Source organism: Rhizobium sp. NRK18 (assembly GCF_024385575.1).
Classification (GTDB): Bacteria; Pseudomonadota; Alphaproteobacteria; order Rhizobiales; family Rhizobiaceae; genus JANFMV01.
Genome location: NZ_JANFMV010000001.1, coordinates 282579 through 302598, shown reverse-complemented (window position 1 = coordinate 302598; position 20020 = coordinate 282579). Strand labels below are relative to the sequence as shown.

Genomic DNA, 20020 nt, shown 5'->3' with positions numbered 1-20020 from the left:
AATATGCGAACAGCGTCAGCCCTTAACGGCACCCTGGGTAAGGCCACCGATCAGCCGGCGCTGGACAATCAGGAACAGTATGGTTGCCGGCATGGCGCCGACGACGGCACCCGCCGAAAGCAGGCCCCATTCGATCTGGAATTCACCGATCAGCGTCTGGATCGCCACGGTCACCGGTCGAACATTCCGCCCGCCGAGCGTGAGCGCGTAAAGATACTCGTTCCATGCCGTGATGAAGATGTAGATGCCGGTCGAAATGATGCCCGGCATGGTCAGCGGCAGGACCACGCGCCGCAGCGCCGTCAGCCGCGAGCAGCCGTCGATCATGGCGGCCTCGTCGAGGCTTTTCGGGATGGCGCCGATATAGCTGGTCAGCATCCAGACCGCGAACGGAATCGCAACCGTCGAGTTGGCGAGGATCAGTCCGATATGGGTATCGAGAATGCCCACCTTGCGCATGACCATGAACAGGGGAAGGATCAGCAGAACCACCGGGAACATGTTGATGAGCAGGAACTGCAGCATGAACAGCTTGCGCCCGGCGAAGCGGAACCGCGAGAACGCATAGGCCGCCGTCACCGAGACGATGAGGCCGAGCACCACCGTCCCGCCGGCAATGATGAGACTGTCCAGCATATTGCCGAGGAACGACGTCTGCCGCAGCAGCCGGACGTAATTGTCGAGGCTCCAGCCGTATGGCGAGAGAGAAACGCCCGTAGCGTCGAGAACCTTGCTTGGCGTCAGCGACGTCAGAATGATCCAGGCGAACGGTCCCATCGCGAACAGCACGATCAGCAGGACCGGCAGGTCGGTGGTCAGGATGCGCCTCAGCGTGGACGGCCTGTTCATCGTTCCACCTCCCGCATGGTCCGGATCAGATAGAGCGCGACGACGGCGCCAAGAAGGATCGTGAAGGTGACGGCAATCGATGTGCCGTAGCCGAAATCCAGATTTTGGCGGGCGCGAATGAAGGAGTAGAGCGGCAGGGTATGCGTGGCATAGCCTGGCCCGCCGCCGGTCATGACGAAGATGACGTCCATCGAATTGGCGACCCATATGACGCGGAGCAGGCCGGCGGTTCCGAGAACCGGAGCGATGCCCGGCAGTGTGATGTGCAGGAACTGCCGCCATGACGACGCACCGTCGATCGAGGCCGCCTCGTACTGGCTCTTGGGGATGCCTTGCAGGCCGGCAAGGATCATGACCGCAAAGAAAGGAAAACCTTGCCAGGTCAATGTCGCGATGATGGCATACAGCGCCAGATCGGGATCGGCGAGCCACGGAACCGCCTGCTTGACGATGGAAAGGTAGATGAGAATGTCGTTGAGGACGCCGGTATTGGGATCGTAGATCCAGCGCCACATCAGGGCGATCACCACGCTCGGAAGCGCCCACGGAATGATGATCAGCGCTCGGGCCAGCCCGCGCCACGGAAATTCGCGGTTCAGCAGGAGAGCGGTAATCAGGCCGAGCCCCATCTGAAGCGGGACGGTCAGCCCGATCCAGATCGCGGTATGTCCCAGCGAAATCCAGAACACCTTGTCTTGCAGCAGTTTGACGTAGTTGCCGAAGCCGACGAAGCGGCTGGCATTGGGCTTCCAGAGAATGAGATCGAAGAAACTGGTGTAGACCGCCTGAACCATCGGAAAGAGGACGATGAACAGGGTCACCACGAAAGCGGGTGCCAGCAGCGCATACGGCATGAGCCGGGATGACAGCGGCGGGGCGATCCTGGCGCCTGTGGACGATGGGTTGGCGGACGTCTGCATGTGATCGATCTTGATTTCCGGGAACGTGTGAGACGGCCGTGGCCGCCACTTCGGATTGCGGGGTCCGCAGTTCACTGCGGACCCCTCGAATGGACTTACTCGGCGAACAGGGCCTGCAGCTGTTCCATCATTTCCTTGGAGGTGATCTGGCCGGTCAGCGCCTGCTGCATGGCGGTCTGCCAGGCCGTGTTCACGAATTCCGAGGTGGCCGGGGTCTGCGGCAGAACATGTGCGAAGGGCAGCGAATTGACTGTCGCGTCGACAAAACGGCGCTGGTGCAGCGTCCAGTTTTCAGAACCGCTCTTCGTCACCGTCATCTGGCCGGTTGCCTTGTTGAACTCGACGTTGTTTTCGCCTTCCGCAAGGAAGGAGATCCATTTCCAGGCCGCATCCTTGACGGACGACGAGGAGAAGATCGCCAGCGATTCATCCCCGTACGATGTCCAGCGTCCGCCGCCGCATTCCGGAACCGGGACCGCGGACACCTTGTCTCCCAGGGCCTCAACCATGGAATTCGACGAGCCGATGTGATGAATCGTCATGGCCGTCTTGCCGCTCTTGAAGGCTCCGATGATTTCCTGGAACCCGTCATTGGGGGCGGACGGAGGAATGACCTTGTCCTTCTGGAAGAGGTCGATGAGCCACTGGTTGGCGGCGATCGCCTTGTCGGTCGTCAGGCCACCCGGCTTCAGTTCAGCGCCCTGCGAAAGGACAAAGGCGCCCCACTGATCCCAGCCGCCCTTGCCGCCACGAAGGCCGAAACCGTAGGTGTCCGGTGCATGGGTCAGCTTGATGGCGGCATTGCGAAAATCTTCACAGGTCGCCGGCGGCTTCAGGCCGGCCTGCTCGAACAGGTCGGCACGATAGTAGAGATAGAGGACCACATACTGGATCGGCAGGTAATACTGGTTGCCGTCCGAAGCCTTGGTCAGGTTGAGCAGGTTGTCGAGCAGATCGGCCTTGCCGGGCCAGGCGTCGATCCGGTCGCCGATCGGCTCCAGAGCGCCCATTTCCATCAGCCGCGGCTGGGCAAAGAGCTTGACCATCGCCGCATCCGGCGCATTGCCGCCGACGAGTGACGTGTAGAGCGTGTCGTAGTAGCTGTTCCACGGCACGTTTTCGGCCTGGATTTCGATGCCCGGATTGGCGGCTTCGAACTTCTTGACCAGATCATCCATCGGATTTTCCGGATTGTCGAAGTGATACCAGAACCGGACGGTTTCGGCGTGCGCAGCACCTGCTGCCAGCGATGCGGCGAGAGTCAGTCCCATCGCAAGTTTCTTCCAGAACGTCATGTACTCCTCCTGTTGTCGTTCGGTGAATGGCTAGAGTTTCAAGGCCATCCGTCTTGCATCCATGCCGGCCCGACGGAGCGCCTCCCGCGCCGCCTCAAGGTCGATGGTGTTCTGCAGAAATCCGTGGGTCACGCCGGGAACGATCATGAGCCGTTCGGCACGGCCCACCGCTTCGAGGCGTTCGGCCAGGCGAATGCTGTCGGAAAGAAGGGGGTCTATGCCCGCTGCCATCAGATGCAGCGGCGGCAGGGCCGCCAGTTGCGCATCGCTGGCGAGAAGCGGAGTGGCGAGCAGGTCCGGCTCCATGTCTCCCGCGTCGACATACCAGTTCCAGTATCGCTCCATCTTGCCCGTCGTCAGGCCCGGACCGTCGGCAAACTGCCGGTAGGAAGCCGTCCAGAAATCCCGGTCGTAGGTTCCGTAGAACAGCAGAGCGCCATCCGCGCCGCGCAATCCGCCCGACTGCTCATACAAAAGGGCTGCAAGGGCGAGGTTGGCGCCGGCAGAATCGCCGGCAATGAGAAGCGGCCCCGGCTCGACACCCCTGCCGGCGGTTGCCGAAAACGCCTGGCGCAATGCGGCAATACAGTCCTTGAGGCCTGACGGGAACGGGTGTTCGGGCGCAAGCCGATAGTCCGGCACCAGGACCGGAAGACCGCTTTCGATCGCCAGAATGCGGGCGCATCGTTCATGGCTTTCCGGGCTGCAGAAGGCGAAACCGCCACCGTGAACAAAGAGAATGGCGCCGGGAGCGGCGTCCTCCGGCACAATGACCTCCATGCGACGGGCAGCACTTCCGAGATTGTCGTCGACTTCCAGCATCACCGAAGAGCGCGAGGCGATCTCGGGAAGCTCCCGATTCCAGCGCCGGTTGGCGTTTTCCGCAAGGGCCCTGCCGATGGCGGGCTCCAGCGTGGTCGTATCCGGCTGCGGACCGTCCTCGGCCAGGACACGGGCCATCAGTTCCGCCATTTCGACGGACAAATCCGAAGGAAAAGTGGCGTCTACGGCCTTCATTGCGCGGGTTCCACAAATACGTCGGGGCCGAACTCGACGATCGTCGCGATATGGTGGCGCAGGGCCTCTTGCGCACGGCCAAGATCCTGCTGCTCGATCGCCTCGATGATCGATCCGTGCCGCTCCGCCGTCGCCACCAGATTGCGGGGCGTGCTGCTGCGCAGGATCTTGAAGCGGTGATTGTGGATCAGGCAGCGGTGCAGGATGGGGTCGAGCGCCGGCAGATCGGCATCATGAAAGATGCGACGATGGAACTCCCGGTCGTGGGCGGCCAGCTCGAGTTCGTCATCGGCCCTGGCGGCATCTATCATCTCCGCCAGCAGCGCCTTCAGATCGGCGACGAGCGTGCGTGAAGGATGGGTGAGCGCCCGCACAATGCCACTGCATTCGATCTGCTGGCGCACCTTGAACATTTCGATCGCTTCCGCTTCGGTGCATTCGGACACCTGCGTGCCGCGATGGCCTTTGCGAAGCACAAGCCCCTCTTCCTGAAGCTGAAGAAGCGCTTCACGGACCGTGCCCTGACTGCAGCCGAAATGCGCCGCCAGATCGAGCTCGGTCAGTGCGGCGCCCGCCGGTAGCAGGCCGAGCATGATTTCCCGCTTGAGCGCACTGAACGCGGCCGCCGATTTCGCCGGCTTTCCCGCCGCGGTTCTTCCGGTCGCTCGCTCAGAGAAATAGGACATCGATGCTGGCTCTCTAAATTGCTTGACGTGCATTTATCATTATCGATAATGATATTGATAAATGGCGTCAAGCCTGAATGCACGAGAGAGGAAACCAGATTGAGCGCGATTTCTTTGCGGCAGCTTCGCAAGGCCTACGGAGCGGTGGAGGTCATCCACGGCGTCGACATCGAGATAGAGAGTGGCGAGTTTCTCGTGCTTGTCGGGCCGTCCGGCTGCGGAAAGTCCACGCTTCTGCGCATGATCGCCGGCCTAGAGGAGATCAGTGGCGGCGAACTCGAAATCGCCGGCAAGGTCGTGAACGCCCTGCCGCCGTCCGAGCGCGACATTGCCATGGTCTTCCAGGACTACGCCCTCTACCCGCATATGAGCGTACACGAGAACATGGCCTTCGGGCTGAAGATGCGCGGCGCAGATCAGGCATCGACGGAAAGCCGCGTGGCGAACGCGGCCGACATCCTCAAGATCCAACCGTTTCTGGACCGACGGCCCGCCCAGTTGTCGGGTGGACAGAGGCAGCGCGTCGCAATGGGGAGGGCAATCGTGCGCGAGCCTTCGGCCTTCCTGTTCGATGAGCCGCTCTCCAACCTGGATGCGGCGCTGCGGGTCGAGATGCGTCTGGAGATCGCTAAGCTGCACAAGCGGATGAAGGCGACCACGGTCTATGTGACGCATGATCAGGTCGAGGCCATGACGCTGGCGGACAGGATCGTGGTCATGAATGGCGGCCGGATCGAGCAGATGGGGGCGCCTCTGGAGCTTTATCACAGGCCGGCCAGCCTGTTCGTCGCACGCTTCATCGGCAGCCCGACCATGAACACCGTCGAGGCCACAGCAACTCCGAGCGATCAGGGAGGCATCGTGATCAGCGCTCTGGGCAGGCAATTCCGGCTGCCGAACACGCAGGCCCTCTCCGGGGCCATCACATTCGGGATCCGGCCGAACGACCTGAAAGCCTGCCAGCCCGAAGACGCCTGGTTCGAGGGTGAAATCTCGGTGGCGGAACGCCTCGGCAGCCAGACATTCGCCTATGTCGAGATGGCCGACGGACAGATGTTCTCCGTCGAATTCGACCGCAACGCCGACGTCGCGGTCGGAGAACGGATCCATCTCTCGGGCAATCCGTCCGCCGTGCATCTCTTTGACACCGAAACAGGACGACGGATGAACTGACCCTCAGCCGGCGCTTGGGATCCGATGCGGAGGGCACCTGAAAACGGACGACACTGAGGCGCAACAGCCTTGGTGTCATCCATGTCCGGGATTGCCGGGTGGCACAGTTTAGCTTTCCGGCGGGTCGTCGCCCCCCTGAACGCAAAAACCGCCCCTAGCGAGGAGCGGTTATGTATTTGTGCTGGATTGGTTGCGGGGGCAGGATTTGAACCTGCGGCCTTCAGGTTATGAGCCTGACGAGCTACCGGGCTGCGTGACGCAGCTTATAAGCCCACCACCCAAATCAAGTCAACACAACTCGTCAGAAAAAATTCAAAAAAACGTAAGTGATTGAAATGGTGGGGGGATTTCGGGTTTTGGCGTCAGAGTGCTCGATAACCGACTATTAACCATAAGCCCGCGGCGAGAATACGACCCCCGGCAGGGCGGTCAGGCGGGCCGCCTCCACATTTGCCATTTGCGGCGCACGCGAGCATGGTTGGAACAGCAAAAAAGCGGGTCGCAGGGAGGCTTATGCGCAATCTCATCACAGACATCGCGGGTGTCACCGTCGGCCATGCCACGGATGTTGCGCTTGCCTCCGGCGTCACCGTCATCCTCTTCGATCACGCGGTCACCGGGTCCGGTATCACGCTCGGCGGCGCCCCGGGCACGCGCGACACCACGCTTCTCGATCCGGGCATGACGGTCTGCGAGGTAGACGCCTTCGTGCTGTCCGGCGGCTCCGCCTTCGGCCTCGATGCGGCAGGCGGCGTGCAGGCGGCCTTGCGCGCTGCCGGACGCGGCTTTCCGGTCGGGCCGGTCCGGGTACCAATCGTCCCGCAGGCCATCCTGATGGACCTCCTGAATGGCGGCAACAAGGATTGGGGCCGGCATTCGCCCTATCGCGACATGGGCGAGGCGGCATGTCTTGCCGCCGGCGGGCATTTCCCGCTTGGCAGTGTCGGCGCAGGGACGGGCGCGACGACGGCGAGCGTCAAGGGAGGGCTGGGGTCGGCGAGCGCTGTCTCATCGAAGGGATACCGGATCGGCGCAATCGCCGCCGTCAATGCACTGGGCTCGCCGACGATCGGCAGAGGCGCGCATTTCTGGGCAGCGCCTTTCGAACAGAGGAGTGAATTCGGCGGACTTGGCCTGCCGCCAACGTTCAACGAAGACCACACAGCCTTCCGGCTGAAGGGCATGCAGGAAACCGCGACGACGATCGGCGCCGTCGTCACCGATGCGGCGCTGTCGAAACAGCAGGCCTACCGGCTGGCGATCATGGCGCAGGACGGGATCGCGCGGGCAATCCTGCCGGCCCACCTGCCGCTCGACGGCGACACGGTGTTTTCGGCAGCGACCGGCGAGAAACCGCTCGAGGCAATGGCCGATTATCTGGAACTTTGCCACCTGGCGACGGCAGTCATGGCGCGGGCGGTGGCCCGCGGTGTCTACGAGGCGACCACCCTGCCCCACCCCGGCGCGCAGCCGGCATGGCGGGACAGGTTCGGTCCGTGAGGAATGCCGCAGCGGCCGCTAATGCGCGGCCGCCAGATCACTCGTTTCCTGCTTCGGATGTGCGGCGAAGCGGTCGAGCATATGGGCGCTCGCCTCGTTGAGCCCGACAACCTCCACTTCAATGCCATTGGCACGAAACTTGAAGACGATCTTGTCGAGCGCTCCGACCGAGGTGATGTCCCAGAGATGGGCCTCCGTCACGTCGATGACAACCCGCTTGACGTCATCGGCAAAGTCGAAGGCGGCAATGAAGGTCTCCGCCGAGGCAAAGAAGATCTGCCCGTCGACGTGGTAGCTGCGCACCGTCCCATCCTCGCTCAACGTCGAGCGGACATGGAAGAGCTTGGCGACCTTGCCGGCAAAGAAGATGCCGGACAGAAGCACGCCGGCCAGTACGCCCTTGGCGAGATCATGCGTGCCAACGACGGTCACGACGGTTGCCAACATGACCACCGAGGACTGCCAGGGATTGCTTCGCAGATCGAGGATCGAGCTCCAGGAGAAGGTGCCGATCGACACCATGATCATCACCGCGACCAGCGCCGCCATCGGGATGACGCGAACGATGTCGTCGAGCACGAGGATCAGGAACAGGAGGAAGGCGCCGGCGACGAAGGTCGACAGCCGGCCGCGACCGCCGGAGGTGACGTTGATCACCGACTGGCCGATCATCGCGCAGCCGCCCATGCCGCCGATCAGGCTGGCGGCGATGTTGCCCGCCCCCTGGCCGATGCATTCCTGGCTCTTGGAACTGGTGGTGTCGGTCATGTCGTCGACGATCTGCGCCGTCATCAGCGATTCCAGGAGGCCGACGGCCGCCAGCGTCACCGAATAGGGGAAGATGATCTTCAGCGTCTCGAAGGTAAGCGGCACATGCGGCAGCGAGAAGAACGGCAGGCTGGATGGCAGTTCGCCGAGGTCGCCGACCGTGCGCACATTCATGCCGAAATAGAGCGACACCCCGGTCAGCACCGCGATCGCCACCAGCGGCGAGGGGATGACCTTGGTTATGCGCGGGAAGAGATAGATGATCGCGAGCCCGCCGGCGATCATGTAATAGGTCGCGGTCGGCACGCCGATCAGTTCGGGAAGCTGTGCCATGAAGATGAGGATCGCCAGCGCATTGACGAAGCCGGTGATCACCGAGCGGGAAACGAAGCGCATCACCCGCCCGAGTTTCAGGAAACCCGCGATGATCTGCAGGATGCCCATCAGCAGCGTCGCCGCAAACAGGTAGTCGAGACCGTGCTCCTTGACGAGCGACACCATGACGACCGCGGTCGCAGCGGTCGCAGCCGAGATCATGCCGGGTCGGCCACCGGTGAAGGCCGCCGTACAGGCGATTGCGAATGAGGCGAAAAGTCCGACCTTGGGATCGACGCCGGCGATCGCGGAAAAGCCGATGGCTTCGGGGATCAGCGCCAGCGCCACGACGATACCGGAAAGGATGTCTGCCCGGATGTTGAAGAACCAGGAGCGGTAATAGGGAGTGTGTGTGTTCATATGTCCGTCAAATATGGCGAACCGGCACAAGATCTGGGGCGCCGGCATCATGCACATAGAAATGGAGTTGTCTGGCGGATAGGCGGCCAGAAGAGCCATCCGGAATTGCACCGGATCCATATGGGATGCGCTCTTATAGCCTGACGGATTGCTGCATCGCAATAAGAAAAGGCCAGATTTCTGCCGCAATGCCGGAAGGCGTGCGGCAGAAGCGCTTACTGGGTCAGCCGACCCGCCGCATAGCCGCCGCCGATGGCGACGTTGAGCGTGACGTAATCGGCCGCCATCTGGCGGACCGCCTGTGCGAGGTTCGCCTGCGCGGTGGAGACCGAGCGCTGGGCGTCGAGGACGTCGAGCAGCGAGGACGCGCCGTCCTTGTAGCTTGCGGTCGACAGATCGAGCGCCTCGCGATAGGACGACACTTCGGCACGCGATGCCGAGACCGCCTTGCCATCGCGCGACAGCGCGACCATGGCGTTTTCCACTTCCTCGATGGCGTTCAGCACCGTCTGCTTCCAGGCGAGATAGGCGCCGCGAGCAGCCGATTCCTTGCTCTGCACATTCGCCCTCAGCGCGCCGCCGTCGAAGATCGGCAGGTTGAGCGTCGGACCGAAGGACCAGCTGGTGATGCCGCCGCTGGCGGAATTCGACTTGATGTAGGAGGGCGAGATCGAGCCGCTGAGCTTGATGCTCGGGAAGAGCTGCGCCTTGGCGACGCCGATATCGGCGACAGCGGCAGCAAGCTCGCGCTCGGCCTTGCGGATATCCGGACGGTTGCGCACGAGATCGGCGGGAATGCCGGTGCGAACCGCGTCATGCGCCACCGGCTGACCGCTGGACCGGGAAAGGTCGGAGACGAGCGAGGCGGCCGGCAGGCCGATCAGGGTCGCGACATGGTGCGCCGACTTGCGGAAACTCGTTTCCAGCGTCGACATGTCGGCGAGCGTCGAATTGACAAGGCCTTCGGCCTGCACGACGTCGAGACGCGATGCGGCGCCCGCGTCGAGACGGAACTTGGTGAGCTCCAGCGTTTCCTGCCGGGACTTCAGGTTATCACGGGCGATCGCCATGCGCTCCTGGTAATAGCGCACGTCGATATAGGACGTGACGAGATCGGAGAGCAGCGACAGGCGTGCCACATCGGCGCTGGCATAGGCTGCATCGAGCGAGGCACGCGCACTTTCCTTCGAGCGGCGATATTCGCCGAACAGGTCGAGCAGCCACGAGACGGAGAGACCACCCTCGCTGGTGGAGCGGTTGGTCCGGCCCGAATAGCTGCCATCAGATCCGCTGAAGGTCTGGGAAGCGGATCCCGTCAGGCTCGGCAGCGAACCCGCGCCGGCCGAGGTGACATTGGCTTCGGAGGACTGGATGCGCTCGACCGCCTGCAGGACGTCGAGGTTCTGCGCCATGCCCTGCGCAACCAGGCTGTTGAGGCGCTGGTCGGTGAATGCCGTCCACCAGGGCTTCAGACTGACATTGCCGATGCTGGCATTGCGGCCCTCGGAAAACTTGACCGGCAGTGGCGTTTGCGGCGCCTCGTAATCCGGTCCGACCATGCAGCCGGACAGGGCGACGAACATCAGGGGCGCAAATCGACGAATGGAAAGCGTCATGTTATTCCAACTCTGGTACTGCGGATGACCCGGCGGGCCGGGATACGAATTGACCCGGCCTTATCGGCGCAGAGACTGCCCTGAATGGCGGCTTCATACAATCCCGGCAGGCCTCGACAAGGTCACTCATTGGGATCGGCTGACTTATCTGCCACACCTGCCTTGCGCAGGGCCTTCGCTCCGGCGAGCCTCCGAATCATCACGAAGAAGCTCGGGACGAAGAAGATGCCGAGCAGCGTGGCCGCCAGCATGCCGCCGAGCACGCCGATGCCGATCGAGTTCTGCGCCTTCGATCCCGCACCGCTGGCGACTGCGAGCGGCAGCACGCCGAGAATGAAGGCAAGCGAGGTCATGACGATCGGCCGCAGGCGCAGGCGTGCCGCCTCCAGCGCCGCTTCCATCAGCCCCATGCCGGATTCCTGCCGGTCCCTGGCAAACTCGACGATGAGGATGGCGTTCTTCGCCGCCAGACCAATGGTCGTCAGCAGTCCGACCTTGAAGTAGACGTCGTTCGATTGCGAGAACAGCGTGGCGGCGGCAAGCGCTCCGAACACGCCGATCGGCACGGCCATGATCACCGAGAACGGGATCGACCAGCTTTCATAGAGCGCGGCAAGGCACAGGAAGACGACCAGAATCGAAATCGCATAAAGATAAGGCGCCTGGTTTCCGGAGAGCCGCTCCTGATAGGAAATGCCTTCCCAGGCGACGGTGTAGCCGCCATCGAGTTGGGAAACGAGACGCTCCATCTCGTCCATGGCGGCACCGGAGCTGACGCCGGTCCCGGCCGAACCGCTGATCGCAATCGCATTGGTGCCGTCGAACCGCGCCAGCGACGGCGACCCCTGGACCCATTCGACCTTGGCGAAACTCGAGAACGGCACCATGTCGCCGTTCGTGTTGCGGGCGTACCAGTAGTTCAGATCCTCGGGCTGCATGCGGAAGGGCGCATCGCCTTCGACATAGACCGGCTTCAGATCGCCGTTGAGATCGAAATCATTGACATTCGTGCCCCCGAAGACGGTCGACAGCATGGCGTTGATCTCGCTCAGGCTGACGTCCATCGCGCCGGCCTTTTCCTGATCGATGACGATCTTCATCTGCGATTCGAGCGACTTCGAATTGCCACGGATCGAATTGACGAGCGAGTTCTGCGCGCCACGCTCCGCAAGCTCGTTGGCCGCATTGTTGAGTGCGGTCACGCCCTGATTGCCCGTATCGACGAGATACATGGAGAAACCGTTGGTATTGCCCATGCGGGGAATGGCCGGCGGCTGCAGCGCGAAGACCTGCGCGTCGCGGATCGTGGAGAAGAAGCGCATCGCCCGGCCGGCAATCGCGCTTGCGCTCTGGTCGGCCGCCGTCCGCTCGTCGAAATCCTTGAGCTTGACGAACAGCATGGCGGAGTTCTGGCCGGTGCTGCCGAAGCTGAAGCCGAGAGCGCCGAACACGGCCTGCACGTCGCCCTTCTCCTGGGTCAGATAATAGTTCTCGACCTTTTCCATCACCGACTTGGTGCGCTCGATGGTCGCCCCGTCCGGCAGGGTGATCATCGTCATCAGAACGCCCTGGTCTTCCTGCGGCAGGAAGGAACTTGGAATTCTGGTGAAGAGGCCCGCACAGCCGATACCGATGGCAAGGAACAGGATGAGCACGCGAATGGGACGCTTGAGCAGTCCGCCGACGGTCTTTCCGTAGCCGTTGGTGGCGCGACCGAACCAACGGTTGAACCATCCGGCCAGCGCGTTCGGCTCCTTGTCATGGTCGATCGGCTTCAGCATGGTGGCGCAAAGCGCCGGGGTGAGCACGATCGCGACCAGCGCCGAGAGAAGCATCGCCGAGACGATGGTCACCGAAAATTGCTGGTAGATGACCCCGACCGATCCGCCGAAGAAGGCCATCGGAATGAAGACGGCCGTCAGCACGAGCGCGATGCCGACGATGGCGCCGGTAATCTCGCCCATCGACTTTTCCGTCGCCGCCACCGGCGACAGGCGTTCGGTCGCCATCAGGCGCTCGACGTTCTCGACCACCACGATGGCGTCGTCGACGAGCAGACCGATCGCCAGCACCATCGCGAACATGGTGAGCGTGTTGATCGTGAATCCGGTCAGCGAAAGGATGCCGAAGGTACCGAGCAGCACCACCGGAACGGCAATCATCGGAATGAAGGTCGCCCTAAGATTCTGCAGGAAGATCAGGAGAACGAAGAAGACGAGCACGATCGCTTCGACCAGGGTCTCGACGACCTTCTCGATCGACAGCTTGACGAAGGGCGTGGTGTCATAGGGATAGACGATCTCGACGCCGCTCGGCAGACCCTTGCTGATGGTGGCAAGCGCGCTTTCGACGCGGGCAGACGTGTCGATCGCGTTGGCGCCGGTCGCGAGGTTGACCGCGAAGCCGGCGGACGGATTGCCGTTGTAGCGCGACTCGGATCCGTAGCTTTCCTGGCCGATCTCGATGCGCGCGACGTCGCCGAGCCTGACGGTCGAACCGTCCGCTTCGGTCTTCAGGATGATCGCCTGGAAATCGCTGACCGACTTCAACTGGCTCTGCGCGGTCACGGTGACATTGATCTGCTGCCCCTCGACGGCCGGCAAGGCACCGAGCGAACCGACGGCAACCTGCTTGTTCTGCGCCTCGACCGCGGATGTCACATCGCTCGGAATCAACTGGTACTTGTACATCTTCAGCGGATCGAGCCAGATGCGCATGGCGTAGCCCGAACCGAAGACGTTGATCGATCCGACACCCTCGACGCGCTGAATCTGGTCTTCGATGGACGTCGACATCAGGTTGCCGAGCTGTGCCGAGGTCCGCTTGCCGTCGGTCGATACCAGCGCGCCAACCATCAGGATCGACGTCGATGACCGGGTGACGCGCACGCCCTTCTGCTGGACGCTGTCCGGCAGCTGCGATTCCACCAGCTGCAGCTTGTTCTGGACCTGGACCTGGGCGATGTCCGGATCGATCGAATTGCCGAAGGTCAGCGTCACCGACGCCGAGCCCGTCGAAGACGACGAGGTCATGTAGGTCAGGTCGTCAAGGCCGGTCATGGCGTTTTCGATGACCGTGGTCACCGAGTTCTGCACCGTGTCGGCGGACGCACCGCTATAGGTGGCGGAAATGCGCACGGTTGTCGGCGCGATGTCCGGATATTGCGATATGGCCAGCGTATAGATCGACAGCGCGCCGCCGAGCATGATGACGATCGCGATAACCCAGGCAAAAATCGGCCGTCTGATGAAAAAGCTTGCCATTAAAAAATCCTGTATGGGAATGCCGTCATGAAAGCGAGGTCAGGACCTATTTGGTCGGCTTCGCTGCCGCGCCGTCCCCTTGCGCTTCCACGTCATGCGCCACACCGGTCTTGTCCAGTGTCACGTCCTTGGTCTTCACGGTCATGCCGTCGGATATGGATTGCAGTCCGTCGATGATCAGCTGATCGCCGTCGGCGATCTGCGACTGGACGAGCCAGCTGTTGCCGGAGGCTGTGGCCTTGTTGAACGTTCGGGTCTCGACCTTGCCGTCCTTGCTGACGAAGCGCGCGGTGAGGTTGCCTTCCGAATCGCGGCTCGCCGCCCGCTGCGGGATCAGGTAGCCCTTCTGTTCGCCGATCTCCAGGGTCGCACGGACAAACATTCCCGGCACCAGCATGCGCTTCGGATTGGGGAAGGACGCTCGGATGGTGAAGGACCCCGTCGCCTCGCTGACCGTCGATTTCGGCACATCGAAGGTTCCGGTCTGGTCATACTTGTCGCCGTTTTCGAGCGTAAGGCTGATGGGAGCCTGACGAACATTGCCGCTGAGCGCTCCCGACTCGATCGCCGTGCGGAAGCGCAGCAGATTGACACTCGAATCGCTGAGATCGACATAGATCGGGTCGGTCTGGCGAATGGTGGTCAGCGCATCGCTCTGGCTTGCCGTCACGAGGTTTCCGATGCTGAAGGCGGAAACATCGGCAATGCCGTCGAAGGGCGCCCGGATTTCCGTATGCTGGAGATTGATCTTGGCAGATTGCAGCGCGGCCTGGGTCGAAGAGACGTCTGCCTTCGCCTGCAGCAAGGCCACCTGGGCATCGTCAAGGGCGATCTCGGTTGCCCCGCCGCTTTTGACCAGCCGCTGATAACGCTCGTAATTGGCCTCGGCGGACGGCACACTCGCCTGCGCCTTGGCCAGAGCCGCTTCGGCTTCCGCCACGGCCGCAACGTAGGTATCGTCCTCGATCTTGAACAGCAGGTCGCCCTGCTTGACCGGAGTGCCCTCCTTGTAGGCGATCTCCTTGATCATGCCGCCGACCTGCGGCCGGATGTCCGCGGAGCGATACGACACCGCCCGACCAGGCAGCACGATCGTCACCGGAGCCGTCCCGCTCTCCATCTTGATGACGCCGACCGTGACTTCACGACCGCCCCGAGCCCCCCCGGCTTTTTCACTGGAACCTGAATCACTGCAGGCCGACAGCGCAAGCAGAAGCGGAGCAAGGGCGAGGAAATAGCGTCTTTTCATGAAAATCCCGGGGCAATGCGCAATCCAACAATATGACATGCGCTAACATGTCACATCGGGGACCGCCAATTAATTTCCGGTAATCTAGCATCAATCATCGGCATGACCAGCACGCCGACGTCTGCTTTATTTCACAAACAGATGCTGCAAGTGGGCGCGAACCCGCGCAAGCGGCGTATCAAAGCTGTCATCGGGAACGAACCGGCTGCCCGTGATCATCTCGTAAGCCTCGATATAGACCTTCGACGCTTCCTCGATCAGCGAGGCCGGAATTTCCGGAATATCGTCGTTGTACGGGTCGCAACGTTCGACGACCCACGAGCGGATGAAATCCTTGTCGAAGCTCTGCGGCCGCTTACCGGCCTGGAATGCGTCTTCATAGGCCTCGGAAAACCAGTAGCGAGAGGAATCCGGCGTGTGGATTTCGTCGGCGAGGATGATCGTGCCGTTTTCGTCGGTCCCGAATTCATACTTCGTGTCGACCAGGATGAGACCGCGTTCGGCGGCGAGTTCCTGACCACGGGCAAACAGCGCCAGCGCGTAGCGGGAAACCGTGTCCCACTGCTCCTGGGTCAGCAGTCCCTTTTCGATGATCTCGGCCGGCGTCAGCGGCTCGTCATGGCCGCCATCGAATTCCTTGCTCGTCGGCGTGATGATCGGCGTCGGCAGCACCTGATTGTCACGCAGCCCATCGGGAAAGGTCACTCCGTACATCTGGCGCTCGCCCTTCTTGTAGAGGGTGAGGATGGACGTCGAGGTGGTGCCGGCTAGATAACCGCGCACGACGATCTCGACCGGCAGGATATCGAGACGCTTGCCGACCACGACATTGACGTCGGGATAGTCGATGACGTGGTTCGGGCAGATGTCTGCAGTCTTCTCGAACCAGTAACGCGCCGTCTGCGTCAGCACCTGACCCTTGTAGGGAATGCAGGTCAGGATGCGGTCGAAGGCGCTGATGCGGTCGGTCGAAATGATGACGCGGCTGCCGTCCGGAAGGTCGTAGTTCTCGCGCACCTTGCCGCGATAATAATTCGGCAGTTCCGGAATATAGGCATCGGTCAGGGTGCGCACATCGGCCTCGCATCATGTCTTTGCCGCAGCGCGGCGATTGCTGATCCGCGATAGCAAGAAGGCTCGGGGTTGGCAAGGATCGCGGCCGCCATCTTCCCCCGCGTCCGGGCCCGGTGTAAGAGGGGCGCACCATCTTCGAACCTCGAGAGCAAACCATGGACTTCGTTCCAAGTCTCCCCACCCTGCTGACCTTCGCCGCCGCCTGCATGCTGCTGACGCTGACGCCGGGACCGGACATGACGCTGCAGATCGGCAGGGCGCTGAAGGAGGGCCGGAGTTCCGCCTTCATGGTGCTGCTCGGCACAAATATCGGCCTTGTCATCCATACGGTGCTTGTGGCGTTCGGCATTTCAGCCCTGATCGTTGCCTCGCCGGCCGCCTTCTTCGTGTTGAAGACCGGTGGCGCGGCCTATCTCTTGTGGCTGGCCTTCCACGCCATTCGCAAGGGATCCAACTTCGTCATGGCGGCAGAAGCCGGCGTCGAAAGGCGTGGTTCGCACATGGAGGCGCTGCTGAACGGTTTCTGGGTCAACCTGCTCAATCCGAAGGTCATCATCTTCTTCATGACCTTCCTGCCGCAATTCGTTCAGGCCTCCGATCCGCATGTGACCGGCAAGCTGCTGTTCCTCGGCTTCTATTTCATCGCCCTGGCCCTGCCGGTGACGATCGCCATCATCCTGGCCGCCGGCTGGCTGTCAGGATGGCTGATGGCCAATCGCCGCGTCCTGCGCTGGATCGACTACACCTTTGCCGGTGTCTTCTCGATTTTCGCGGTCAAGATCTTCTTCACCCACGCCCGCTGACAGCAAGGACGGCAAGCCGCCGCTCCAGGAACCGTTTCTCCGCACCCGACTGCGACAGGTCGATGGCGCTGCGATAGGCGAGCCGCGCCGCCTCGATCTCTCCGCATCGCACGAGAAGATCGGCATGCAGCGCATGAAACGGCTGGTACTGTACGAGCGCCGGCGCAATCGGTTTCAATAGGGCGAGCGCCTTTTCGGGTCCCTGATAAAAGGAGACCGCCGCAATCCGGTTGAGTTCGAACACTGGATTGTTTGCCATGGATGTCAGAACGCCGTAAAGAAGTGCGATCTGCCGCCAATCGGTGCTCGCAAAGTCCGGCGCCTCGGCATGCAGCGCGGCGATCGCCGCCTGGATCTGATACTGCCCCGGATTGCCGCGTCGCATCGCCATGTCCAAGAGCTTCGTGCCTCGGGAAATCTCCTCGCGATCCCAAAGGCTCCGGTCCTGCTCTTCGAGCGACAACGGTATTCCGTCGGGCGCAGTTCGCCCATGCCGTCGGGCATGATGCAAGGTCATCAGCGCGGCCAGCCCTTCCACCTCCGCCTCGCCGGGCAGCAGGCCCATCACAAGATGGGCAAGCCGGATCGCCTCCTCGCAAAGATCGGCGCGAAGGATCTCGTCGCCCGCGGCGGCATAGCCTTCGTTGAAGGTGAGGTAGATGACGGCAAGGACGCTCTCCAGCCTCTCGGCCCAGCTCTCGGGTCCCGGAACCTCGAACGCGATCCCGGCAGCGGCAATCTTCTGGCGGGCCCGGACCAGCCGCTGCGCCATGCCCGTCGGACTGTCGACAAATGCGTCGGCGATTTCCTCCGTCTTCAGGCCGCTGACGGATCGCAGGGTCAGCGCCACGCAGGTCTTTCGGTCGATCGCCGGATGGCAGCAGGCGAAGATGAGCTTCAGCCGGTCGTCCTCGATCGGCTCGTCCCGCCGTTCATTGGCCTCCGCAATGGCATTTTCGAGGAGGAAGGCGACCTCGCCCGCCTTGCCGTCGAAATTGGCCGTCCGCCGCAGCCGGTCAATGGCCTTGCGGCGCGCTGCCTGCAACAGCCAGGCGGCAGGCGACTGCGGCACTCCATTGCGCCGCCAGTGCACAAGCGCCGATTCCAGCGCATCCTGGAGACTGTCTTCGGCAAGCTGGAAATTGCGCAGCGAGCGCACCAGAACGGCGAGCAGCCTGCCCTGGTCTTCGCGCGCGATCCTGTCGACCGCGCGCGATACCGCATCGGCGCCTTCGCCGCTGCCGCCGGACATCAGCGATCGAACACCATGATCGGGCGCACTTCAACCGAACCGGTCGCGGCATGCGGGATCATCGCCGCATAGCGAATGGCATCGTCCAGCGTCTCGCAATCGAGGATATAGAAGCCGCCGAGCTGCTCCTTGGTCTCGGCGAAGGGACCGTCCATGGTTTCGGTCTTGCCGTCGCGCACCCGGACGGTCGTTGCCGTAGTCGCCGGCTGCAATGCGTCACCGGCCACATAGACGCCGTCGGCGTGATAGGTCTTGTTGCAGAGTTCGTAGCCGCCCATCATGCGGCCGAAGTTTTCCGTGCCCGGAGCGGGCGACGTCTGGGGATCAGAATAGATCAAGGCAATGTACTTCATGGTGAACCTCCGTTCGGGTCAGCCTGCGCGACTGCCGCACAGGTCACCGCCTTGACGAACAGGATTAGCTCACATCGACATCGCCGACGAATATTTTTTGAAAGCCGCGAAAACCGGTCTCAGTCGTCCTCGCCGTGGCCGGCGATCATCATCGCCTCGAAGGCCAGTCGCTCGGTCTTGCGCATGCGCTCCGACTCCGACTTCAGCTGACCACAGGCCGCCAGGATATCGCGACCGCGCGGCGTGCGGATCGGCGAGGCATAGCCGGCGCTGTTGACAAATTCGGCGAAGGTCTCGATCGTCTCCCAGTCGGAACACTGGTAATTCGTGCCCGGCCAGGGATTGAATGGAATGAGGTTGATCTTGGCTGGAATGCCCTTCAGGAGCTTCACCAGATCGCGAGCGTCTTCCAGGCTGTCGTTGACACCCTTGAGCATGACATATTCGAAGGTGATCCGGCGGGCATTCGACAGCCCCGGATACGCGCGGCAGGCCTCGATCAGTTCCTTCAGCGGATACTTCTTGTTGATCGGCACCAGCATGTCGCGCAGCTCGTCGCGAACCGCATGCAGCGAGATCGCCAGCATCACGCCGATCTCCTCGCCGGTACGATAGATTTCCGGCACCACGCCGGAGGTCGACAACGTAACGCGCCGCTTCGAAAGCGATAGCCCGTCGCCGTCGGTCGCAATGAGCAGCGCGGTCTTGACGCTCTCGAAATTGTAGAGCGGCTCGCCCATGCCCATCATCACGATATTGGTGACCTTGCGGTCGCTCGACGGGATCATGGCGCCCTGCGGCACATCGCGATCCGGGAAATCGCCGAGTCGGTCGCGGGCAAGCAGCAGCTGCGACAGGATTTCCTCGGCCGTCAGGTTGCGCACCAGGCGCTGTGTGCCGGTGTGACAGAAGGTGCAGGTGAGCGAACAGCCGACCTGGCTGGAAATGCAGAGCGTTCCGCGACCCTCTTCGGGAATGTAGACGGTTTCGACCTCGACCGGACGGCCGGCGCCGCGCGGCGGAAACCGCAGCAGCCACTTGCGCGTGCCGTCATTGGAGATCTGTTCCTCGACGATTTCCGGCCGGGCGATCGAGAAGTTCGCCTTCAGCATTTCGCGCATGTCTTTCGAGACATTGGTCATCGCGTCGAAATCGGAGACGCCGCGCACGTAGATCCAGTTCCACAACTGCGCCACGCGCATCTTGACCTGACGCTCCGGTACGCCCTTTTCGGCCAGTGCTGTGCCCATTTCCTCGCGCGTCAGTCCGATCAGCATCGGCTTTTCAGCACTGCCGAGGCGAACGGGGCCGCCTGTCTTCACAACGTCGGATACGAGTACTGCGCTTTCGCCGCTCATGATCGGCAATCCTGTCTCTTCAAGAATTCGAAAAATGCTGTCGGGCCGGTCACGGTCGCGGATCAGGACATCAATCCCTGCCGGACAGTCGCCAGCCTCGTTGGGCTGC

At 62.3% G+C, this 20020-nt stretch carries 16 protein-coding genes, 1 tRNA gene and 1 other annotated feature; of the genes, 3 read left to right on the top strand and 14 right to left on the bottom strand.

What is annotated here, in order from left to right; translation table 11 throughout:
* Positions 1-15: 15 nt before the first annotated feature.
* The 5 genes from NN662_RS01350 to NN662_RS01330 form a co-directional block, all read right to left on the bottom strand.
* On the bottom strand, positions 16-849 hold the full coding sequence (locus NN662_RS01350) for a carbohydrate ABC transporter permease (RefSeq protein WP_261928520.1): 834 nt from the start codon (positions 847-849) through the stop codon (positions 16-18).
* Positions 846-1769 (bottom strand): sugar ABC transporter permease, encoded by a 924-nt coding sequence (locus NN662_RS01345; RefSeq protein WP_315972607.1) that lies wholly within the window; start codon positions 1767-1769, stop codon positions 846-848. The genes NN662_RS01350 and NN662_RS01345 overlap by 4 nt, the downstream gene beginning before the upstream one ends.
* Positions 1770-1864: 95 nt before the next feature.
* Positions 1865-3064 (bottom strand): ABC transporter substrate-binding protein, encoded by a 1200-nt coding sequence (locus NN662_RS01340; RefSeq protein WP_261928518.1) that lies wholly within the window; start codon positions 3062-3064, stop codon positions 1865-1867.
* Positions 3065-3094: 30 nt separating this feature from the next.
* Positions 3095-4081: an alpha/beta hydrolase gene (locus NN662_RS01335; protein WP_261928517.1), complete on the bottom strand. Its 987-nt coding sequence runs from the start codon at positions 4079-4081 to the stop codon at positions 3095-3097.
* A complete protein-coding gene (locus NN662_RS01330; RefSeq protein ID WP_261928516.1) occupies positions 4078-4800 on the bottom strand; it encodes a GntR family transcriptional regulator in 723 nt (240 codons plus the stop codon). The genes NN662_RS01335 and NN662_RS01330 overlap by 4 nt, the downstream gene beginning before the upstream one ends.
* Before the next feature lie 66 nt (positions 4801-4866).
* On the opposite strand from NN662_RS01330, the gene NN662_RS01325 reads away from it, so the two are divergent.
* A complete protein-coding gene (locus NN662_RS01325; protein ID WP_261928515.1) occupies positions 4867-5940 on the top strand; it encodes an ABC transporter ATP-binding protein in 1074 nt (357 codons plus the stop codon).
* 187 nt (positions 5941-6127) lie between these two features.
* Here the strand turns inward: NN662_RS01325 and NN662_RS01320 are convergent.
* Positions 6128-6201: transfer RNA gene (locus NN662_RS01320), tRNA-Met, on the bottom strand.
* 252 nt (positions 6202-6453) lie between these two features.
* On the opposite strand from NN662_RS01320, the gene NN662_RS01315 reads away from it, so the two are divergent.
* Positions 6454-7440, top strand: a complete 987-nt coding sequence (locus NN662_RS01315; protein WP_261928514.1) for a P1 family peptidase — start codon at positions 6454-6456, stop codon at positions 7438-7440.
* 18 nt (positions 7441-7458) lie between these two features.
* Here NN662_RS01315 and NN662_RS01310 read toward each other — a convergent pair whose 3' ends face one another.
* The 5 genes from NN662_RS01310 to NN662_RS01290 form a co-directional block, all read right to left on the bottom strand.
* Positions 7459-8943: a SulP family inorganic anion transporter gene (locus NN662_RS01310; protein ID WP_261928513.1), complete on the bottom strand. Its 1485-nt coding sequence runs from the start codon at positions 8941-8943 to the stop codon at positions 7459-7461.
* A 65-nt stretch (positions 8944-9008) separates the two neighbouring features.
* Positions 9009-9064 (bottom strand) — a sequence feature (sul1 is cis-regulatory element that is thought to sense ions involved in sulfur or methionine metabolism; They are found in Alphaproteobacteria).
* 94 nt (positions 9065-9158) lie between these two features.
* Positions 9159-10559 carry an efflux transporter outer membrane subunit gene (locus NN662_RS01305; protein ID WP_261928512.1) on the bottom strand — a complete coding sequence of 467 codons (1401 nt, stop codon included), beginning with the start codon at positions 10557-10559 and terminating at the stop codon, positions 9159-9161.
* Positions 10560-10681: 122 nt separating this feature from the next.
* The gene (locus NN662_RS01300) at positions 10682-13822 is read right to left on the bottom strand and encodes an efflux RND transporter permease subunit (RefSeq protein ID WP_261928511.1); all 3141 of its coding nucleotides are present in this window, start codon (positions 13820-13822) and stop codon (positions 10682-10684) included.
* 46 nt (positions 13823-13868) lie between these two features.
* Positions 13869-15071: an efflux RND transporter periplasmic adaptor subunit gene (locus tag NN662_RS01295; RefSeq protein WP_261928510.1), complete on the bottom strand. Its 1203-nt coding sequence runs from the start codon at positions 15069-15071 to the stop codon at positions 13869-13871.
* A 126-nt stretch (positions 15072-15197) separates the two neighbouring features.
* Positions 15198-16145, bottom strand: a complete 948-nt coding sequence (locus tag NN662_RS01290) for a phosphoribosylaminoimidazolesuccinocarboxamide synthase (protein ID WP_261928509.1) — start codon at positions 16143-16145, stop codon at positions 15198-15200.
* 155 nt (positions 16146-16300) lie between these two features.
* Here NN662_RS01290 and NN662_RS01285 point away from each other — a divergent pair, with 155 nt between their 5' ends.
* On the top strand, positions 16301-16948 hold the full coding sequence (locus NN662_RS01285) for a LysE family translocator (protein WP_261928508.1): 648 nt from the start codon (positions 16301-16303) through the stop codon (positions 16946-16948).
* Here NN662_RS01285 and NN662_RS01280 read toward each other — a convergent pair.
* The 3 genes from NN662_RS01280 to rlmN all read right to left on the bottom strand — a co-directional run bounded on the left by NN662_RS01280 (position 16932) and on the right by rlmN (position 19911).
* On the bottom strand, positions 16932-18200 hold the full coding sequence (locus NN662_RS01280) for an RNA polymerase sigma factor (protein WP_261928507.1): 1269 nt from the start codon (positions 18198-18200) through the stop codon (positions 16932-16934). The two genes, NN662_RS01285 and NN662_RS01280, sit on opposite strands and share 17 nt — an antisense overlap.
* Positions 18200-18553 (bottom strand): YciI family protein, encoded by a 354-nt coding sequence (locus NN662_RS01275; RefSeq protein WP_261928506.1) that lies wholly within the window; start codon positions 18551-18553, stop codon positions 18200-18202. Before NN662_RS01275 ends, NN662_RS01280 begins: the two co-directional genes overlap by 1 nt.
* 119 nt (positions 18554-18672) lie before the next feature.
* Positions 18673-19911, bottom strand: a complete 1239-nt coding sequence (gene rlmN, locus NN662_RS01270; RefSeq protein WP_261928505.1) for a 23S rRNA (adenine(2503)-C(2))-methyltransferase RlmN — start codon at positions 19909-19911, stop codon at positions 18673-18675.
* Between the last annotated feature and the right edge of the window lie 109 nt (positions 19912-20020).